This window comes from Nonomuraea terrae, from assembly GCF_004348995.1.
GTDB lineage: Bacteria > Actinomycetota > Actinomycetes > Streptosporangiales > Streptosporangiaceae > Nonomuraea > Nonomuraea terrae.
In genome coordinates this window covers 1-19,950 of sequence record NZ_SMKQ01000004.1, presented here as the reverse complement: position 1 = coordinate 19,950, position 19,950 = coordinate 1, and the positions used below count along the sequence as shown (strand labels likewise).

14 protein-coding genes are annotated in these 19,950 nt (G+C 70.0%); 8 read left to right on the top strand and 6 right to left on the bottom strand.

Annotated features, from left to right (window positions below; translation table 11 throughout):
* Positions 1–8 precede the first annotated feature (8 nt).
* Together E1286_RS02545 and E1286_RS02540 are read right to left on the bottom strand one after the other, a co-directional pair.
* On the bottom strand, positions 9–1,808 hold the full coding sequence (locus E1286_RS02545) for an FAD-dependent monooxygenase (protein WP_223189474.1): 1,800 nt from the start codon (positions 1,806–1,808) through the stop codon (positions 9–11).
* Positions 1,724–3,052, bottom strand: a complete 1,329-nt coding sequence (locus E1286_RS02540) for an MFS transporter (RefSeq protein ID WP_132608643.1) — start codon at positions 3,050–3,052, stop codon at positions 1,724–1,726. Before E1286_RS02540 ends, E1286_RS02545 begins: the two co-directional genes overlap by 85 nt.
* Before the next feature lie 131 nt (positions 3,053–3,183).
* On the opposite strand from E1286_RS02540, the gene E1286_RS02535 reads away from it, so the two are divergent.
* The 7 genes from E1286_RS02535 (at position 3,184) to E1286_RS02500 (ending at position 12,854) form a co-directional block, all read left to right on the top strand.
* The gene (locus tag E1286_RS02535) at positions 3,184–4,140 is read left to right on the top strand and encodes a LysR family transcriptional regulator (protein ID WP_132608642.1); all 957 of its coding nucleotides are present in this window, start codon (positions 3,184–3,186) and stop codon (positions 4,138–4,140) included.
* Between the two features lie 204 nt (positions 4,141–4,344).
* Positions 4,345–5,415: a histidinol-phosphate transaminase gene (gene hisC / locus E1286_RS02530; protein WP_165969533.1), complete on the top strand. Its 1,071-nt coding sequence runs from the start codon at positions 4,345–4,347 to the stop codon at positions 5,413–5,415.
* A gap of 33 nt (positions 5,416–5,448) precedes the next feature.
* Positions 5,449–6,771 carry an MFS transporter gene (locus tag E1286_RS02525; RefSeq protein WP_132608640.1) on the top strand — a complete coding sequence of 441 codons (1,323 nt, stop codon included), beginning with the start codon at positions 5,449–5,451 and terminating at the stop codon, positions 6,769–6,771.
* Between the two features lie 98 nt (positions 6,772–6,869).
* Entirely contained in the window at positions 6,870–8,480 is a 1,611-nt protein-coding gene (locus E1286_RS02520; protein WP_132608639.1) for a thiamine pyrophosphate-binding protein, read from the top strand.
* A gap of 77 nt (positions 8,481–8,557) precedes the next feature.
* On the top strand, positions 8,558–10,006 hold the full coding sequence (locus tag E1286_RS02515) for an aldehyde dehydrogenase family protein (protein ID WP_165969532.1): 1,449 nt from the start codon (positions 8,558–8,560) through the stop codon (positions 10,004–10,006).
* Positions 10,007–10,310: 304 nt separating this feature from the next.
* The gene (locus E1286_RS02505) at positions 10,311–11,747 is read left to right on the top strand and encodes an acyl-CoA synthetase (RefSeq protein ID WP_246074348.1); all 1,437 of its coding nucleotides are present in this window, start codon (positions 10,311–10,313) and stop codon (positions 11,745–11,747) included.
* A 6-nt stretch (positions 11,748–11,753) separates the two neighbouring features.
* The gene (locus tag E1286_RS02500; protein ID WP_132608636.1) at positions 11,754–12,854 is read left to right on the top strand and encodes a 5-methyltetrahydropteroyltriglutamate--homocysteine S-methyltransferase; all 1,101 of its coding nucleotides are present in this window, start codon (positions 11,754–11,756) and stop codon (positions 12,852–12,854) included.
* A 41-nt stretch (positions 12,855–12,895) separates the two neighbouring features.
* Here E1286_RS02500 and E1286_RS02495 read toward each other — a convergent pair whose 3' ends face one another.
* The 4 genes from E1286_RS02495 to E1286_RS02480 form a co-directional block, all read right to left on the bottom strand.
* Positions 12,896–14,221: a glycoside hydrolase family 30 protein gene (locus E1286_RS02495; protein WP_132608635.1), complete on the bottom strand. Its 1,326-nt coding sequence runs from the start codon at positions 14,219–14,221 to the stop codon at positions 12,896–12,898.
* A 102-nt stretch (positions 14,222–14,323) separates the two neighbouring features.
* Complete coding sequence (locus E1286_RS02490; protein WP_246074346.1) at positions 14,324–15,964, bottom strand: multicopper oxidase family protein; 1,641 nt, start codon at positions 15,962–15,964, stop codon at positions 14,324–14,326.
* A gap of 67 nt (positions 15,965–16,031) precedes the next feature.
* Positions 16,032–18,068 carry a xanthine dehydrogenase family protein molybdopterin-binding subunit gene (locus E1286_RS02485; protein WP_132608634.1) on the bottom strand — a complete coding sequence of 679 codons (2,037 nt, stop codon included), beginning with the start codon at positions 18,066–18,068 and terminating at the stop codon, positions 16,032–16,034.
* Positions 18,065–18,526, bottom strand: a complete 462-nt coding sequence (locus E1286_RS02480; RefSeq protein WP_132608633.1) for a (2Fe-2S)-binding protein — start codon at positions 18,524–18,526, stop codon at positions 18,065–18,067. Before E1286_RS02480 ends, E1286_RS02485 begins: the two co-directional genes overlap by 4 nt.
* A 417-nt stretch (positions 18,527–18,943) precedes the next feature.
* On the opposite strand from E1286_RS02480, the gene E1286_RS02475 reads away from it, so the two are divergent.
* The gene (locus tag E1286_RS02475; RefSeq protein WP_246074344.1) at positions 18,944–19,924 is read left to right on the top strand and encodes a LacI family DNA-binding transcriptional regulator; all 981 of its coding nucleotides are present in this window, start codon (positions 18,944–18,946) and stop codon (positions 19,922–19,924) included.
* The last annotated feature ends 26 nt before the right edge of the window (positions 19,925–19,950 follow it).

The following is a 19,950-nucleotide window of genomic DNA, read 5'->3' as shown; positions in this document are numbered from 1 at the left end:
GGTGGATCTCATTCGGTGGAGGTGGCGAGAACGTCGGTTTCCTGCTCGTTGCGCGTACGGGTCCCGGCACCGAGACGAGTGGCGAAGGCGGCGACGTCCGAAGGCAGTGTCGTTCCTCGCCAGGCCACGTGCTGATCGCGGCGAGCGATCAGGAAGGGCGTCGTGTACGCGGGGTTCTCGGCGGCTTCGGGAAGCCTCACCACGGTGACGGGCAGGCCGGCGGCGCGTGCCTCCTGCGCCCAGCTCTCCGCGGCGTCGAAATGATCGAGCGCCACGAGCGTGTACCAGGGACCGAGGAGGTCATAGAGCGAGGAACCGTTCGCGAGCCACAGGTGGGGGAGGCGGCAACCGGGCACCGTCGAGGGCGTGTACGTGCCCATCGTGTACTCCGGGGCCGGGCCGTCCGCGACGATGATGGGGCTGTTGGCGTAGCTGTACCCGAAGTTGAGGCCCGCGGCCGCGAACTGCTGGACGTTCAGGTCGTACGCGAGCTTCCCGAAGGCCTCGCGGGCCGCGTCACCATCGGGGCCCTCGGCCTCGAGGTCGGCGGGCACGTCCGTGGCGGAGATCTTCCGCAGGTGGGACATCGCGAAGCGGGACACCTGGTCGGTGATTGGCTGACGTTCGGCCTCGTAGGCGTCCAGGATCGACTCGTCCGCCCAGCCGGCGATCACAGTGCTCAGCAGCCACGCCAGATTGAGACCGTCGGCGATGCCCGCGTTCATGCCGTATCCGCCGTAAGGCACCCAGAGGTGGGCGGCGTCACCGGCGATGAACATGCGGCCTTCGCGGAACTTGTCCGCCACGAGCCGGCGGGCGATCCAGTCTTCACGGGAGATGAGCTCGTAGGACTGGTCGTCGGAGAGTCCGAGGATGTCGCGGATCGCACGGTCGCGGTCGACCTCCTCGCGCTCGGCTTCCCCGGGGCTCAGGTACGTGTGGATCAGGAACGTCTCGATGCCGTCGATGGTGTAGACATGACCGTTCCGGCGGTCGTTGTAGATGTAGTAGCCCCACGCCTTCCCCGCCGACATGTGCTCGTACAGGTCTGGCATCCTGATGCACGTCGACTGGACATGCTGGAGCACGGGGTCACCGTGGAACGCGGACCCGATGGTCTTCCGAACGAGCGAACGGCCGCCGTCGGCGCCGATGAGATAACGGCCGCGAAGGATCGTCTTCTCCTCGGTGCCCACCGGGACGATCTCCACCGTCACGCCGTCCTCGTCCTGAGCGACGGCGACGGCCTTGACCTCGTTGCGAAGACTCACGTTCTCGAGGGAAGCCACGTGCTCCTCGAGAATGGGCTCAAGGTACTGCTGGTTCACGCGGTGTGCCAGCTCGGCGGCCGCCCAGGCGGTGTCGGGGCCCACTCCGGTTCCGTCGCGGCGTGCGGAAGCGGACGGGATGGGGATGCGCCCGAACTCCACGCCCGTCACCGAGGTGCGGAAGGCGATGTCCTGAGGGTGGTCGGAGGGCAGGCCGGCCGAGCGAACCTTGTCGGCCAGCCCGAAGCGGCGGAACGCCTCCATCGTGCGAGCGGACACATGGTTGCACTTGACGTTCGGGGGGTCGAGAAAGGGATTCTCTTCGATGACGATCGACGAGACTCCGTGCGAGTCCAGTTCCATCGCGGCGAGCAGGCCGACAGGTCCTCCGCCGACGATGATGACATCGGCGTCGAAGGTGGCAGAATTGGTCACTTTACGAAGACTCCTATGGGTCAGCGGATCGCGGCGAGATCGCGCTTGTTGCTTTCTGGGGTGAGGAACAGCGCAATGGCGCAGACGATGAGGACGGCGATCCACACGCCGCCGAGCAGGGGAAGCCCTCCGGCCGAGGCGGCGAGGGATCCGGCGATGATCGGAGTGAGCCCCGCGCCGATCGCCGACGCTCCCTGGAACGCGAGAGACGAGCCGGTGAAGCGCACCCGCGTGGGGAAGAGCTCGGCGAGGAAGCCCGCGAGCGGGCCGAGGATGATCCCCTGGATGGCCTGTCCCACGGTGACGGCGATCGCGAAAGACATGTCGCTGCCCGAGTCCACCAGGAGTAGAAGCGGGTAGGCGAAGATGATGGCCGCGATGATCCCGACGGCGGTGATCGGACGACGTCCGAACCGGTCGCTCAGCCGGGCGGCGACAATGGTGGTCAGGAACAAGGCGACCGCGGAGACCACCTTCGCGTTGAGCGCGAAGGTCTGGTCGACTCCCTGAGCGGTCGCGTGGCTGAGTCCCCATACGCTCGCCATGCCGGAGATCGTCAGCTGGGTCATCGCGACGAGCGTGCCGAGAACGAGGACCTTCGGTGACTTCGTGAGGACATCGAGGAGCGGGACACGGCGCTTTTCAGCTTCGCGGTCGAAGCCGAGGAAGAGCGGGCTTTCGACGACCTTGAGGCGGACGATCATGCCGATGAGCACGAGGACGAAGCTCAGCAGAAAGGGAACGCGCCAGCCCCACGCCAAGAACTGGTCCTCTGGCATGAGGGAGAACAGACCGAGGATCCCGGCGGACAGGATCGAGCCGGCAGGCGCGCCGAGGTTGGCGAAGGACGCCGCGAAGCCACGCTTGCCGCCGGGGGCGTGTTCCAGTGCGATCAGCATGGCTCCGCCCCATTCGCCGCCGACGGAGAAGCCCTGGATCACCCGGAGTGCGACGAGGGTCAACGGAGCGGCGACGCCGATCTGGTCGTACGTGGGAAGCATGCCGATGAGAGTGGTGGCGATGCCCATCATCAGCATCGTGATGACGAGGACGCGCTTGCGTCCGAGCTTGTCGCCGAAGTGCCCGAAGATGATGCCGCCGAGCGGGCGCGCGAGGTATCCCGCGGCGAGGGTTCCGAACGACGCGATCGTGGCGATGGCGGGGTCGAGCGAGGCGAAGAAGACAGGCGCGAAGACAAGCGCGGACGCGCTCGCGTAAAGCATGAAGTCGTAGAACTCGATCGCACTGCCGAGGAAGCTCGACGCGAGAATCCGTCGCATCTGCGGTGTACGTAGAGTCTCTTCTGAGGCCGCCTCGGCGTGAGGCGCGGTCTTGGGATTGCTGCTCATCGTCGCATTCCTGGTAACGGGATCTGGACGCTCTGTGACGGACCCTCGGTTGATGGAACACGTCGAGTGTGCGTGCACTGGCTAAATCAGGCAATGACAACTATCATGATTGATAGTTTAAGGAGATTGAATTGAATGGAGCGTCGGCGCTCTCCCTCAGGCAGTTGCAGTATTTCTGCGCCGTCGTCGAGAGCGGGTCGGTCACCGAGGCGGCGAGGAGACTCCACGTGTCCGCCGGCGGGGTCTCGCTCGCCATCACGCAACTCGAGGAGCTCCTCGACGTCCAGCTCACGCTGCGCACCCGCGGCAAAGGCGTGGAGATCACCGATGCCGGGCGAAGCGTCTACGAGACCGCGCGGCTGATCGCCCGGTACGTCGACGACATCCAGGACCTGGCCGGAACCATCCGCGGAGAGCTGAGGGGCCCGCTGCGGGTCGGGATCTTCACGACTCTGTCGCCGTGGTTGTTCCCGCAGATGGCGGAGCACTTCGCGACGCATCATCCCGCGATCGATCTCGAACTGGAGGAAGGACCGTCGGCGGCGCTGCAGACCCTCCTGGTCGAGGGAAGGCTGGACGCGGCCCTGCTGTACGAGAACCACATCGTCTCCGAGGTCGAAGTCCAGCGGCTGGCCCCTGTCCGGTTGCAGCTCGCCGTCTCGCCGAATCATCCGCTGGCCGGCCAGGACATGGTCTCGCTCAGCGCCCTGCGTGACGAGTACGCCGTTCTCCTTGCCATGCGCCCGGCCACCGACCACGTCGAGGAGATCCTGCGCAACGCCGGCATCACACCTCGAGTGCGCTGGCGGAGTGCGAACGTCGAGACGATCCGCTCGCTCGTCGCGCGCGGCCTCGGCTACACGATCATCATGGGCCGTCCCCATGGTGACCTGACGTACGACGGGAAGCCGATCGTGTACCGCCCGATCGCGGACGAACTCCCCGCCAACCACGTCGTGCTCGCCACGGCGCCCGGTGCGCGGCGCACTGCCCGGATGGAAGCGCTGCGGGCGTACTGCCGCGAAGCGGTCGCCAAGCATTTCACCTCACGTGACGGCACGCCCGTGAGCAAGACCGGCATGCTCTGAGGGTCCGATGGCAGGCCCCTCTCGCCCTGATCGCGAAGGGGTCATCCACCCTGCGCGACGCCACGGGGGATAGATGTTTAGAATCCTTGAACTGTTTCGCCCAATATTTGTGATTGCCGTAATCCCACTGGTGGGCGCAAGGTAGTCCAACCGGTCGCGTGGCTATGCATCACGCGTTCGACGAACGCTCACGGAAGGAGAATCGTGGGATCACTGAGGATCGCCCACCGGCTCGAGGGTTTGCCTCCGTACGTTCCCGGCCGGCGTCCCCAAGGCGGAGAAACGCGCAGGCAGGCGCGCCTCGCGTCCAACGAGGTCCCATGGCCTCCGCAGGCGGCGATCGTGGACGCGATGAAGGCCGCGCTCGAGGACGCGCACCGGTACCCGGACATGCAGTACACCGAGCTCCGCGACGCCATCGCGGCGCACACCGGTCAGCCGTCCGACCGCATCGCCGTCGCGAACGGATCCACCGCGCTGCTGCGTGACATCGTCGGGGTGCTCGTCGAAGCCGGCTCCGAAGTGATCTTCGCCCAGCCGAGCTTTCCGTACTACCGGACCGCCGCCATCGCCAACTCGGCGGTGCCGGTAGCCGTTCCACTGGTCTCGCACGCGCACGACCTCGAAGCCATGCACGGCGCCATCACGCCCCGCACCCGAGTGATCATCATCTGCAACCCGAACAACCCCACGGGCACAGCACACACCAACGCGGAACTCAAGAAGTTCCTGGCGCGCGTACCGGGGGACATCGCCGTCATCCTCGACGAGGCGTACGTCGAGTTCGCGACGGACGTCGACGGCCTGGAGCTCATGGAGGAGCACCCGAACCTGATCGTCGTCCGAACGCTCAGCAAGGCGCATGGTCTGGCAGGCCTGCGCATCGGCTACGCGATCGGTGACAGCGAAGTGATGAGCTACGTGTCGCGGCTGGGAGTCCCGTTCCGCATCGACAGCGTCGCCGTCGCGGGTGCGCTGGCCGCGCTTCAGCCGGAACAGGTGGCCGAGTCCGAGCTTCGCATCGCATCGATCGTGAAGGAGCGCGCAGCCCTCACCGCGGCCCTCCGCTCCCGCGGATGGAATGTCGTCGAATCCGCCGCGAACTTCGTCTTCCTTCCGCTGGGCGAATCGACCACGAGCGTCGCCGGCGCATGCGAGGCCAACGGCGTGCTCGTACGCCCCATCGGCGGCGGCATCCGCGTGACCGTCGGCTCCGCCGAGGACACCGATCACCTCCTCAACGCTCTCCCCGCCCTCTCCAACGAACCCTGCTGACCCCCCGTCACGGTCATATCTGAAAGTCCCCCCATGACAACCACCGAGAACAGCACAGTCATGCCGCAGGGCGGCTCCGACTCACTGTGGCACGGCCCCATGCGACGCATTCTGCTGTCCAGCTTCAGCGGAAGCGTGATCGAATTCTACGACTTCGTCCTGTACGTCATGGCGGCCGCGGTCGTCTTCCCGCACGTCTTCTTCAGCAACCTTTCGCCGACCATGGCGACCATCTCGTCCTTCGTCACGCTCGCCGTCGGGTACGTCGGACGACCGCTCGGAGGCGTGATCTTCGGCCACTTCGGCGACAAGCTCGGCCGCAAGGGCGTGCTCGTCACCACGATGCTCCTCATGGGCATCTCGACCATGGCGATCGGGCTCCTTCCCTCCAACGAGCTCATCGGTGTCATGGCGCCGATCCTCCTCATCACTTGCCGGGTCGTGCAGGGTGTCGCCGTCGGCGGCGAGTGGGGCGGCGCGATGCTCATCGCCCTCGAGAACGCCCCCGGCGGGAAGCGCGGTTTCGCGGCCTCGTTCGCGAGCCTCGGCGCACCCGCCGGCGCGATGCTCGCCACGGGATCCATCTCCCTCACCTCCATGCTCCCGGAGGACCAGTTCCTCTCGTGGGGTTGGCGCATTCCCTTCCTGCTCAGCTTCCTGCTCGTCCTGGTCGGAATGGTCATCCGTCTGAAGGTCAGCGAGAGCCCGCTGTTCCAGGCGCTGGACCAGGAAGCGGAGAAGCGGAAGGTGCCGATCCTGGAGGTGCTGCGCCGCTACCCGATGCAGGCCGGGCTCGGCATCATCGTCGCGATCAGCCAGCTGACGATCGACGGTATCGCCACCTCCTGGGCGGTCAACCACGTCGTCGAGCTCGGTGCCGACCGCACGGCCATCCTGAACCTGAAGATCCTCGGCTCGGTCGCTCTCCTCATCGCGGCCATCATCAGCGCCCGGTTGAGCGACCGCTTGGGGCGGCGTCTCCCTCTCATCGTCGGAATCGTCGCAGCGCTGATCTTCGTCTTCCCGATGCTCAACCTGATCCAGACGGGAACCGAGGGAGGCTTCGCCACCGCCGTCATCATCGGTCAGTTCATCCAGGGCTTCATCCTCGGCCCGCTCGCCGCGTTCCTGGCGGAGCTGTTCCCCACGCGCCTCCGTTTCACCGGTGCCTCGCTGTGCTTCCAGACCGCTTCGGCGCTCGGCTCGGGCTTCACGCCGCTCATCGCGACCTCCCTGGTCGCCGCCGGTGGCGGAATCGCCGTACTGGGCTGGGCGTGGATGGGAGTGCTCGCCGTCTGCCTCGTGGGGATCCTGATCGCAGCAGAGAGCCGGACGCGGGACCTCAGTGCCATCTAGCCGTTCGAGGCACTCACGCGGCGGCCCTACGGTGACCACCGGATACGGAACAGCAGCCCTGCAGCACACCCGAACAGGAGCGGAGGAAAGGTAAGCCCATGACCAAGACCGGTGGAGAACTCCTCACCGAACAGCTGATCGCGGAGGGCGTTCAGACGATCTTCGGCGTCCCCGGGATCCAGCTGGACTACGCGATGGACGGTCTTGCCCAGAACCGGGAGTCGATCGACTTCATCTCGGCGCGGCACGAGCAGGGGGCCGCGTACATGGCGGACGGCTATGCCCGTGTGGCGGGCCGGCCCGGCGTCTGCATGGTCGTGCCCGGTCCCGGCCTCCTGAACGCCGGAGCGGCGTTGTCGACCGCGTTCGCGACGAACAGCCCGGTGGTCTGCATCGCCGGCCAGATCCCGTCGCCGACCATCGGCCGGGGGCTCGGCATGCTCCACGAGATTCAGGGGCAGACGGACCTTCTCCGTGCGCTCACCAAGTGGAACGGGATCGCGAAGTCGCCCGAGGAGATCCCCGGTCTGGTCCGCGAAGCGTTCAAGCAGGCCACGAGCGGACGTCCGCGGCCCGTCGGCATCGAGATCCCCCCGGACGTGCTCCAGGGGAAGACGACCGCCGGAGCGGTGAGTCCCTCCGGTGACAGCGCCGGTGAGATCGACGAGGACTCGGTCAGCCGTGTCGTCGAACTCCTCGCCGCTGCCGAGCGGCCTGTGATCGTCGCAGGTGGCGGCGTGCGCGATGCCGCGGCCAGCGCCGCGCTCCAGGCGCTCGCCGAGCGCCTGGGCGCGCCCGTCATCACCAGCCGGAACGGTAAGGGCGCCGTCAGCGATCGGCACCCGCTCGTCCTGTCGCGGCTGGCCGGCGCGGAAGTTCTCGAGAACGCGGACGTCGTGCTCGCCATCGGCACCCGCTTCATCACCATGACCGGGCGGCCGGTCGTCAGGCCCGGACGCCACCGCCTCATCGCGATCAACGCGGACCCGGCCGACGTGCGCGCGCCGCGCGAGTTCGAGGTCGCGGTCATCGCCGACGCCAGGATCGCGATGGAAGCGATCACGAACTCCCTGCCCGGCGGCAAGCGTGCAGCGCCGGTGCTCGACGGCTACCGCGAGCGGGAACGTGACGCCCTGAGCGCGATCGAGCCTCAGCTGGAGTGGCTCCGGGCGATCCGCGCGGCCATGCCGGACGACGGCATCTTCGTCGAAGAGCTCACGCAGGTCGGCTACGCGGCGCGGCTGGCGTTCCCCGTCTACGAGCCGGGAACCTACGTGACGCCCGGATACCAGGGCACGCTCGGCTACGGCTTCCCGACCGGCCTCGGCGCCGCCGTCGGAGCCAAGGGCCGGCAGGTCGTCTCCATCAACGGTGACGGTGGCTTCGGGTGGGCGCTGCAGGAGCTGTCCACCGCTGCCAAGTACGGCATCGGGCTCGTGACCGTGGTGTTCAGCAACGACGCGTTCGGCAACGTCCAGCGCATCCAGAGCGAGACGTTCGGCCGCAACATCGGGGTCGACCTCAAGAACCCCGACTTCGTGGCCCTGGCCAGGGAGTTCGGCGTCGCGGGCGAGCGGGTCACCACTCCGGAAGCGCTGGAGAAGGCCATCCGCAACGCCCGCGGGACGGACGCACCGGTGCTCCTCGAGGTTCCCTTCGGCGAGGTTCCCTCCCCGTGGAAGCTCCTGGCGGAACCGTCCATCGGCTGAGCGGCGACGCGAAGAGCCGTAGTGGGGCCGCGAGCGTCGCGGCCCCGCTGACCCACGATCTGAGAAGGATGAGATTCATGGCATCACCCAGGGGCGTCGTCGACGATTCGCTGTGGCTGGACAACGCCCGGGTCGTTCCGTCGGGGACGTCGTACGCGTCGGTGGACGACTCCGCCACCGGCGAGGAGATCGCCAAGGTGCGCTCCGCCACCGCCGAGGACGTCGACCGCGCATTCGACTCCGCCGCACGCGCGCAGCAGCGGTGGGCGGACGTCGCGCCTGCCGATCGCGTCGCCGTGGTCGAGAAGGCCGCGGACATCCTGGAAGGCATGGCGGATGACCTCGCCACCACGATGCAGGCGGAAGTCGGCACCGTGGCGAGCCAGGTCCACGGAACGCAGGTCGCCCTGGGCCTGGCGGCCATCCGTCTCACGGCGGCCTCGGCTGTCGAAGCGATCACGAAGCGCGAGAGGATCGGCAACTCGGACGTCGTCCGCGAGCCCGCGGGCGTCGTCGGTGCGATCACGCCGTGGAACTATCCGCTGATGCAGGCGGCACTGAAGGTGGCGCCGGCGATCGCCGCCGGCTGCAGCATCGTCGTCAAGCCGGCGAGCGTCGCCCCGCTCACGACGTTCCTGCTGGCGGAGGCGTTCGCTGAGGCCGGGCTCCCCGGTGGCGTACTGAACGTCGTCTGCGGAAGCGGCGGAAGCGTGGGCAGCGCCATCGCAGGCCACGCACGCGCCGACTTCGTCTCCTTCACGGGCTCCGTCGAAGCCGGGCGCCAGGTCGCCTTGTCGGCTGCCCGGTGGGGGACGCGCACCTCGCTCGAACTGGGCGGAAAGAGCGCCGCGATCGTCGTCGACGACGACAAGGTGCGTGCGGCGGTGCGGCATACGATCGGAAGCTGCTTCGCCAACGCCGGTCAGACGTGTGCGGCGCTGTCCCGGCTGATCGTTGCGCGCCACCTCCTCGAAGAGGCCGAGGACGAAGCCCGTAACGTGATGGCGCAGGTCGTCGTGGGCGACCCCTTCGATCCGGCCAGCACCGTCGGACCTCTGGCGAACCAGGGACAACGGAACACGGTGCTCGAGCACATCCGCGTGGCCGGCGACACCCCCGGTGTGCGCATGCTCGCGTCGAAGGACATCTCCCACCTCGCACGCGGCTGGTACGCCCCGCCTACGGTGGTCGTCGCCGACGACCCCGGCGCGCCGATCGTGCAGGAGGAGGTGTTCGGGCCCGTGCTCGCGATTCAGCCCGCCGACGACGAAGCGCACGCGATCGAGCTCGCCGAAGGCACGCGGTTCGGCCTCATCGCCCGCGTGTGGACCGATGACGATGCGCGGTTCGAGAGCGTCGCCCGACGGCTCCGTGTCGGCGGCGTGATCCAGAGCGACGCCCCGACGGCGTGGGACGCGCCGTTCGGCGGCGTCAAACACTCCGGGTACGGGCGTGAGCGCGGCGTCTACGGCGTCGAGGAGTACCTCGTTCCGAAGTCCCTCCAGCGCGGAGGTTCACAAGGCTGACGCCACGGTGATGCGCTGGGCGCGGGACCCGTCACGGTCTCGCGCCCAGCGTCGTCCCGGGCCTCAGGCGGCTTCCAGCCCGGTCGTGGCGCGGCGCGGGCTGCGGGGAAGGTCCAGCGGGTCTGCAACACGCTGCACGAGCGGTTCCGCCCGGAGGCCGCCGAGGTGGTGGCGCGGATCCTCGACGCCGTACCCGATGAAACCTGGACGAAAGAGTGAACGCGATCTAGCTTGAGGACCTGACCGTCAAGGAGCGCCGATGCGGAATCAGGGGATTGGCTCGTGGCCGGCACGCAGGGCGCGCATGACTCCGGACCGGATCGCCATCACCTACGCCGGGCGGCACCACACCTACCGTGAGTTCCGCGACCGGGTGTACCGGCTGGCCTCCCGGCTCAGCGTCGGGCACGGCGTCGGGCGCGGCGACCGGGTCGCGTTCCTGGGTGCGAACCAGCCCGCGCTGGTCGAGACGTTCTTCGCGGCGGGGCTGCTGGGGGCGGTGTTCGTGCCGCTCAACACCCGGCTGGCCGTGCCCGAGCTGCGCTTCATCCTCCACGACGCCGAGGCGGCGCTGCTCGTGCTGGGCGAGGAGCGCGACGGCGACGGCCTGCCCGGCCGGCACGTGACGGCCGCCGGCTACGAGGAGCTGATCGCCGCGGGCTCGACCGAGCCGATCGACGAGCCCGTCGCTCAGGACGACGTCTGCCTGATCATGTACACCTCCGGCACGACCGGCCGCCCCAAGGGCGCCATGCTCACCCACGGCAACCTGACCTGGAACACCGTCAACCTGCTGGTGGACGTGCCGCTGGCGCACGACGAGGTGACGCTGATCAGCGCGCCGATGTTCCACATCGCGGCGCTGGCCCAGACGCTGATCCCGACCGTGCTCAAGGGCGGGCGGGTGATCCTGGAGCCGTCGTTCGGCGTGGCGCGCACCTTCGACCTCATCGAGGCCGAGCGCGTGACGGTGATGTTCGGGGTGCCGTCGATGTTCGCGTTCCTGGCGCAGTCGCCGCGCTGGGCCGGGGCCGACCTGTCGAGCCTGCGCCACCTGCTGTGCGGGGGCGCGCCGGTGCCGGAGCCGCTGATCCGCACGTACCAGGAGCGCGGGCTGACGTTCCTGCAGGGGTACGGCATGACGGAGACGTCCCCCGGCGCACTGTTCCTCGCGGCCGAGCACTCGGTCGCCAAGGCCGGCACGGCCGGGGTGCCGTGCTTCTTCTCCGACGTCCGGCTGGTCGCCCCCGACGGCTCTCCCGCCGCCCCCGGAGAGCCCGGGGAGGTGTACGTCCAGGGCCCCAACGTCATGCCCGGCTACTGGCGACGCCCGGAGGAGACCGCGAAGGTGCTGTCGGAGGACGGCTGGTTCCGCTCCGGCGACGTCGGCGTCGCCGACGCGGACGGCTACGTGCGCATCTCCGACCGGATCACCGACGTGATCATCTCCGGCGGTGAGAACGTCTACCCCGCCGAGGTCGAGAGCGCACTCTACGAGCACCCCGGGGTCGCCGAGTGCGCGGTGATCGGCGTGCCCGACGACCGGTGGGGCGAGGTCGGCAAGGCCCTGGTGGTGCTCAGGCCGGGGGCCGCGGCCGGTGCGGACGAGATGCTCAAGCACCTGGACGGCCGCCTGGCCCGCTACAAGATCCCCAAATACCTTGAATTCGTCCCGGAACTGCCCAAGAACGCGGCGGGCAAGCTGCTCAAGGCCCCGCTCAGAAAGCTCTACGGAGGATGATCGTCCATGCGTACGTCACCGCCCTTCCGCGCCGATCACGTCGGCAGCCTCCTCCGCCCGTCCACGCTGCTGCGCGCCCGTGAGACCCTCACCGGCGACGCCCTGCGCGAGGCCGAGGACGCGGCGATCAGAGAGGTGGTGCGCCGGCAGGAGGAGGTGGGCCTGCAGAGCGCGACCGACGGTGAGTTCCGCCGGGCGTCCTGGCACATGGACTTCATCTACCGGCTCGGCGGCATCGGCCAGGCCGCCGACGAGCGCATCACCGTGCGCTTCCACAACGAGCAGGGCGACATCGAGTTCACCCCGGCCGCGCTGCGGGTGCACGACCGGATCACCCTGGACGAGCCGATCTTCGCCGACGACTTCGCGTTCCTGCGCGACACGGTCACCACGGCCGTGCCCAAGCTGACCATCCCGTCCCCGAGCATGGTCCACTACCGGGGCGGCCCGGCCTCCATCGACCCGGACGTCTACCCCGACGTCGAGGAGTTCTGGCACGACCTGAGCGCCGCCTACGCCGAGCAGGTACGCGGGATCGGCGCGCTGGGCTGCACGTACCTGCAGTTCGACGACACCAGCCTGGCCTACCTCAACGACCCGGCGCAGCGGGCGGAACTGGCCGGGCGCGGCGACGACGCCGAGCACATGCACCTGCGCTACATCAAGCAGATCAACGCCGCCCTCGCCGCCAAGCCGGACGGCATGACGATCACCACGCACATGTGCCGCGGCAACTTCCGCTCCTCCTGGGCCGCCTCCGGCGGCTACGACTTCGTCGCCGAGGCCCTGTTCAACGAGCTCAAGGTGGACGGCTTCTTCCTGGAGTACGACGACGAGCGCTCGGGCGGCTTCGAGCCGCTGCGGTTCGTGCCGAAGGGCAAGATGGTGGTGCTCGGCCTGGTCACGACCAAGCGCGGCGAGCTGGAGTCGAAGGACACGCTGAAGCGGCGCATCGACGAGGCGGCCAAGTACGTCGACCTCGACCAGATCTGCCTGTCACCGCAGTGCGGCTTCTCCTCCACGGTCGAGGGCAACCAGCTCACCGAGGACCAGCAGTTCGCCAAACTGTCGCTGATCGCCGAGACCGCCCGCGAGGTGTGGGGCTGACGGCGCCGGGCCGGGCCCGTCCGGGTCCCGGCCCGGTGCCCTCATCTGACGACGATCGTGGTGAGCGCGCGCGGGGGCAGCGTCGCCGTGCGTCCCTTCACGGGGGACGGCGTCATCGAGCCGGCCTCGTCGGTGACGTACGCGGTGGCCCGGCCGTGCACGCCCTGCCAGGTGATCGGCGCGGTGCCGGTGTTGAGCGCCACGACCACGCGGGAGCCGTCCGGGTTGCGGAACGCCGAGACCTTCAGCGCCGGGTCGGCCGCCCGCGCCTCCAGCCGTACCGCGCCGGGCCGGATGAAGCGGCTGTAGCCGGCCAGCGCCCAGAGCCGCTTCGACACGCGGTACGTCCGCGCCTGGTCGTCGAGCTGCAGCAGCGCTCGCGTCGCGCCGGCCGAGCCGCCCAGCCAGTAGACGTAGGCGCTGACGTCGCCCAGCGTGAGCGCGTCGTGCACCGCCTGCGCGATCGTGAAGCCGTCGTAGCCGCTGCCGTCGTCCCAGGCCTCGTTCCAGGTGGTGCCGGGCGGGTTCCACTCCGACATCCAGGTCCTCCTGTCCGTCGGCAGCGGGCCGTCCACGGGGCTCGCGTACGTGTGGCCGGTGTGCACCTTCACCCAGCGGCGCGCCTCCGGGTCGGCCTCGATCGCCGCCGTGTACGCCTTGGCCTCGTTCCAGCCGAAGGAGTCGCAGCAGGTCACCTTCATGCCCTTGGCGACCGGCCCGAGCACCTTGACGAACTCGGCGGCCTGCTCGGGGGTGAAGCGCATCGAGGCGTACGAGGCCGTGTAGTCGGGCTCGTTCGTGAACCCCAGGTCAGTGATCTTGATGCCTTCCCTGGCGTAGAACCTCGTGTAGGCCACCAGGTAGTCGGCGTACGCCTGCCGCCACTCGGGCTTGAGCGTGCCGCCGTTCTTGTCGTCGCCGTTGTCCTTCATGTAACCGGGGGCGCTCCAGGCGTCGGCGAAGAACCGCTTCACGCCGTACCGCTGGGCCTCCTTGGCCACCCAGACCTGGCTGTTGTCGTCGCCGTCCCAGACGTACTTCGGCGGCGCGTCCGGCCCGCCCGGGTCCTCGGGCTGGATCGAGACCATGTGGTCGTACGGGCTGCCGGCGGGGGAGGAGCCGATGCCGAGGCGCAGGATGCTGAGCCCCGCCCCCTTGTCGCGGTCGAACCAGAGATCGAGGACCTCGCGCTGCTTCTCGCGCGGCAGCGCCTCGAGCAGCTCGTTGCGGCGGAAGGCCTGGGAGATGCCGAAACCGTCGATCTCCTGGTGCCTGACGCGCTCGTTCACGGTGATGGCGGCCGGGCCGGCGGGTTGCTGCACGACCGGCAGGCCGAGGAGGGTGAGGGCGAGAACTCCACGTAACACGGGCGCCTCCGAAATATTTCGGCAGTGTGACGACAAGTTTCGTCGATCGCCGGAAACGTAAGCGACGCACCCGCGCCCGTCAACCCATGAACGTCCCGCGGCTCAGTGGCCGCCGAGGCGGTACCTCCGGTCGTCCCTGCGCCCCTTGCCCTGCCGGCTGCCCTGCCCGTTGCCCTGCCCGTTGCCCTGCCCGTTGCCCTGCCCGTTGCCCTGCTCGCGCCCGCCGGGCCGGTCGTCCTGGGTGCGCCGGTCGGGACGTCCGTGGCCGCCGGAGTGCGTGCCGCCGCTCGTGCCGCCGTTCGTGCCGTGGGGCATGCGGAGGTCGCGGCGCTGGGGGCCGTAACCGAGGACGCCCATCATGCCCTGCTCCTGGTGGTACAGGTTGTGGCAGTGGAACATCCACTCGCCGGGGTTGTCGGCGTGCACGTCGATGCGCAGCCGTTCGCGCGGCATGATGTTGACGGTGTCCTTGCGCGGCCCCCGCCGGCCCGTCCGGCCGCGCACCTGGAAGGTGTGGCCGTGCAGGTGCATCGGGTGCCACATGGGCGACTCGTTCTCCATGACGATCCTGATCGTCTCGCCCTCGTCCACGCGCAGCCGCAGCGGGTCGTTCGCGAGGCGGCCGTTGAGTGTCCACTCGCTCCCGGACGGCCGCATCCCGAGCTTCACCCGGACGCTCTTCGTCGCGGTGGGGAGCTGGTCCTCGCGGCGGGCGTTCAGATCCCCATATGTCAGCATCCGTCCGTTGAGCTGCGGCACCCGGGCGCCCGGCTTGGGCGCGGCGGGCCGCGGCGACGTGCGTACCACGGCGAACGCCCGCGCGCGCTTGCCCTCCGCCGCCGCCACCAGCGGGAACGCCCCGTCCTCCAGCGTCACGAGGAAGTCGTAGCGCTCGCCCATGCCGATCATGACGGTGTCCACGGTGACGGGCGCGCACGGGAACCCGTCGGTGTGGGTGACCGTCAGCCGGTGGCCGCCGATCGCGAAGCGGAACGCGGTGTCGGCGGCCGCGTTGATCACCCTGAACCTGGCCCGCGCGCCCGGCCGGGCCGAGAACGTCACCGGCGCGCTCGGCCTGCGCCCGTTGACCAGGTAGTACGGATAGAGCGTCTCGCCGGCCACGCCGCCCAGCGCGGCGCTGCGGATGCTGTCGTCGTGCTCGGAGGAGGAGTTCAGCCTGCGCAGCTCGTCGTCGGGGGTGCCGTTGACGCCGTCGAGCCAGTCGTCCAGCACGACGGTGTACTCCTCGTCGTAGCGGAGCGGCTCGTGCGGGTCGTCCACGATCAGCGCGCCGTACAGGCCGCGGTCGTTCTGCATGCCGACGTGCGAGTGGTAGAAGTACGTCCCCGCGTCCGGCACGGTGAACTCGTAGTCGAACGTCTCCCCGGGCCGGGTGGCCTCCTGGCTGACGCCCGGAGCGCCGTCCATCGGGAACGCGATCCTGATGCCGTGCCAGTGCACGGTCGTCGGCGCGGGCAGCTCGTTGACCAGCCGCGCGCGCACGGTGCCGCCGGCCGTGGCACGGATGAGCGGGCCGGGCACGACGTCGTCGTAGGCCCAGGTGGCGACGGTGCGCCGGCCCAGGTCGACGCGCGCGGGCCGCGCCCGCAGCACCGTCCAGCGCGGCCGCGCCGCGGCGCCCGCCGTGCCTCCCAGCACCGGCGGGGCCCCCAGCGCGGCGAACATCCCGATGACCGACCTGCGGGAGACACGCCCGCCCGATCCCCATGCCGAACCATTCACAACAGATCCCCCATCTCCCCCGCAAGGTAACGGAGAGTGATCGAAGGATCAGAACGCCACGCGGTCGTCAGCCGATGGCGCCGATGATGGCGTCCCTGGTGATGGGCAGGTCGCGGACGCGGACCTCGATCGAGGCGGCGACGGCGTTGGCGATCGCGGCGGCCACCGGGCCCTGGGCCGCCTCGCCCGAGCCCACCGACGGCGTGTCCGGGTGCTCGACCAGCTCCACCACGACCTCCGGCGTCTCGCTGAAGCGCAGGATCGGGTAGCTCTCCCAGTCGCGGCTGGTGATCGCGCGCCGGTCGAAGCGCACGCGTTCCTTCAGCGTCCAGCTCGTCGCCTGCACGGCGCCGCCCTCGATCTGGTTGCGCACCCCGTCGGGGTTGACGACCTGGCCGACGTCCACGGCGAGGGTCAGCCGGCGCACGCGCACGTCGTAGTCGGCCTCGATCTCCGCGACGGCGGCGCAGTAGGCGCCGTACCCCTTGTAGCGGGCGAAACCGATGCCGAGCCCCGGCCGCCCCCAGCCGGCCGCGTCGGCGGCCCGCCGCAGCACCTCACGGGCGCGCGGGTCGCTCAGGTGGTCCAGCCGGTACTCCAGCGGGTCGCGCCCGGCGGCCAGGGCCAGCTCGTCCATGAACGACTCGATGGCGAAGACGTTCATGAACGCCCCGAGCGAGCGCAGCGCCGACGACCGGATCGGCGTCTCGGTCAGGCGGTGGCCGGTGACCTGGGCGCGCGGGAAGTCGTAGATCGGCTCCGCGTTGCGCGCCGACCCCCATCCAGCCTGCGGGGGCGGGTCGCCGGCCGCCCCGTACGTCCACGGCCGCTCCAGGTGGGCGCCGGCGAGCAGGCCGGGCCGGCCGCCGTAGGTCGGGCGGCTGATGTGGCCCTGGCTCCACACGTCGTACCGCCAGGAGCGCACCGACCCGGCCTCGTCCACCACCGCCGACACGTCCGCCGACATGGCCGAGCCGAACGGCGCCCAGGTCAGCTCGTCCTCCCGGCTCCACCGCACGTGCACCGGCCGGCCGCCGGACTCGCGGGCCAGCAGGGCGGCGTCGAGCGCCACGTCGTCGGCGCCGTTGTGGCCGTAGCAGCCGGCGCCCTCGACGTGGCGCACCGCGACGTGCTCAACGTCCAGGCCGAGCACCTCGGCCAGCGCGCGGCGCAGCAGGAAGACGCCCTGGGAGTGGGTCCAGACCTCCAGCGTGCCGTCGGCGTTCCAGCGGGCGGCGGCGCAGCTCGGCGCGATCGAGGCGTGAGCCAGGAACGGCCTGCTGTAGGTCGCCTCGATCACCTCTCCGCCGGGCGGCTCGCCGTCCGCGACACACACCGGGATCGTTTCGTGCGGGCCCGCCCGCAGGAACGTGCGCAGCTCGCGCTCGTCGGGCAGGGTGTCGTGCTCGTCCCATTCGGCCAGCCGGCGCAGCCGCCCGAGCGCCCGGTCGGCCGCCGCCTCGGACTCGCCCAGCACGCCCAGGAAGGAGCCGTCGCGTACGACGCGCAGGTCCTCCGGCGGCGGCGACAGCCGGGCCAGCCGCGCGCCGGGGGAGGGCGGGCGCAGGACCCGGCCGTAGAGCTGGCCGGGCAGGTGCAGGTCGTGGATGAACCGGGGCCGCCCGGCCACCTTGTCGGGCAGGTCCAGTCGGGGCACGCTGGTGCCGACGTACACGCTCTGCGCGGTCCCGGTCGCGGCGGGCGTCTCCTCGACAGGGACGTCGACGGCCTTGGCCAGGTCGGCGTACGTCGCCGTCAGGTCGCCCGAGCGGAACTCGCCCCGCCGTACCGTCACCTCGCCGGGGGAGACGCCCCAGCGGCGGGCGGCCTCGGCGGCGCAGGCGGCGCGCACGCGCGCGCACGCCTCGCGCAGCGGCGGGCCCGCGCGCTGGATCGACAGGCTGCCCGCCGTGAGCCCCTCGTCGGGCCCGCCGTCGGTACGGGCGGCCACCATCCGCACCTGCGCCAGGTCCGCGCCGAGCGCGTCGGCGGCGATCTGGGCCAGTGCCGTGAGCACCCCCTGGCCGAGCTCCACCTTGCCGGCGATCACGCAGATCACGCCGTCGGGACCGATCGAGACGCGCTCCGTCAGCTGCTCGTTCATCGGGCCACCTCTCCGGCCGCCTTCAGCACGGCGCGGACCACGCGGCGGTGGACGCCGCACCGGCACAGGTTGCGGTCGAGCGCGGCCACCACGGCCTCCTCGTCGGGGTGCGGATCGCGGGCCAGCAGGGCGGCGGCGCTGACCATGATCCCCGACAGGCAGAAGCCGCACTGCCCGGCCTGCTCGTCCAGGATCGCCTGCTGCACCGGATGGAGCTCGTCCCCCGGAGCGAGCCCCTCGATCGTCACCACGTCACGCCCTTCGGCGACCGACAGCGGGGTGGTGCAGGAGGCCACCGGCTGCCCGTCGAGCAGCACGAAACAGGCCCCGCACGCCTCCAGCCCGCACCCGAAGCGGGTGCCGGTCAGGCCCATCTCGCCGCGCAGCACGTCGAGCAGCGGCGTGCCGGGGTCGGAGACGGCCTCCATGGGTGTGCCGTTGACAGTCAACCGCGTCATCGCGGTCCCCTTTCCGCGAACATCTCGGGGTGCTGCCGCGTCTGATGTGCCCGCTCGGGCGCCGTTCCGCGGCCACGGGGTCGCGTCGCCGGCAGCCGGAGCAGGTCGGGGGGTGGAGGGCGAAGGAACCAGCCGCCGATCGCCACCCCTCCCCGTGAATCCATTGGGTCACAACAGCCTACGCCCGGCGTTCTGGGCGGGCCTGCCGGAGGGGGCGAAAAGGGGCCCGGCTCACCTATTGATCCGCCGTGAAGTGAGAAATATGGTGTGTTAATCGATTAACACCCGCCGAGGGTGACGCCGTGAAGATCCTCCATACCCTTGATCGCCGGCCGAGATCAACGCCGGCCATTTACCCCATATCCCAGTAGGGAATGCTAGGTTATTTCGACTAACATGAGACCAACAGCGCGACAAGTGGCCGAACTGGCGAACGTGTCGGTGGCGACCGTCTCCTACGTGCTCAGCGGCCGCGACCGTCCGGTGGCCGCCGAGACCAGGAAACGGGTGCTCGACGCCGCCAGGCAGCTCGGCTACACCCCCAACCAGGCGGCCAGGAGCCTGCGCAAGCGCCGTACCCAGCGGATCGGCCTCGTGCTCAGCACCCTCGGCGGCGTCCCCACCGACCAGCGGCTGGCCACCGACCTGCACGAGATGGCCGACGCGCGGGGCTACTCCGTGGTCACGCTCGCCGTCTACAACGAGGCCCGCGCCAAGGCCGCCATCGACGTGCTGCGCGGCGGCATCGCCGACGGCGCGCTGATCAACGTGGTCGGCGACCACCTCGCCCACGACCTGCTCGCCGGGCTGGCCGCCACCGGGCTGCCGATGGTGGTGCTGAGCAACGACAGCGGGCTCGAAGGCTGCGACGTCGTCCGCACCCCGGAGGTGGAGGCGTCCGCCGAGGCGGTCGAGCACCTGCTGGCCGGGGGACGGCGGCGCATCGCGTTCATGGGACACCGGCACGAGGTCTACCGCGACCGGCCCACGGGACGCCTGCTCGGCTACACCACCGCCCTGGAGCGGCACGGCGCGGACCAGCGGATCGTCACCGCGGGGGCCGACGACCGCGTGGCGGCGTACCAGACCGCGACCGACCTGCTCAGCTCACCCGAACGCCCCGACGCGATCTTCGCCGCCTCCGACCGGGCCGCGATCAGCGCGATCTGGGCGGCCAGGGACCTCGGGCTGAGCGTGCCCGGCGACGTCGCGATCGTCGGCGTCGGCAACATCGACGAAGGTCTCATCACCAAGCCCCAGCTCAGCACCGTCGGCCCGCTCCGGCATGACTACACCGACGTCGTCGGCCTGCTCTTCGACCGCCTCCAGGCCGAGGAGCCGCTTCCCGCCCGCGAGATCGTCCGCTCCTGGACCCTCGTCCGGCGAGGCTCGTCCTAGAAGGGAAAACGCTGTCTCTTATACAC

Coding starts and splice junctions, on each gene's coding strand:
- E1286_RS02540 (WP_132608643.1), bottom strand. CDS start 3,052: ATGAGCAGCAATCCCAAGACCGCGCCTCACGCCGAGGCGGCCTCAGAA.
- E1286_RS02525 (WP_132608640.1), top strand. CDS start 5,449: ATGACAACCACCGAGAACAGCACAGTCATGCCGCAGGGCGGCTCCGAC.
- E1286_RS02520 (WP_132608639.1), top strand. CDS start 6,870: ATGACCAAGACCGGTGGAGAACTCCTCACCGAACAGCTGATCGCGGAG.
- E1286_RS02515 (WP_165969532.1), top strand. CDS start 8,558: ATGGCATCACCCAGGGGCGTCGTCGACGATTCGCTGTGGCTGGACAAC.
- E1286_RS02505 (WP_246074348.1), top strand. CDS start 10,311: ATGACTCCGGACCGGATCGCCATCACCTACGCCGGGCGGCACCACACC.
- E1286_RS02500 (WP_132608636.1), top strand. CDS start 11,754: ATGCGTACGTCACCGCCCTTCCGCGCCGATCACGTCGGCAGCCTCCTC.
- E1286_RS02485 (WP_132608634.1), bottom strand. CDS start 18,068: ATGAACGAGCAGCTGACGGAGCGCGTCTCGATCGGTCCCGACGGCGTG.
- E1286_RS02480 (WP_132608633.1), bottom strand. CDS start 18,526: ATGACGCGGTTGACTGTCAACGGCACACCCATGGAGGCCGTCTCCGAC.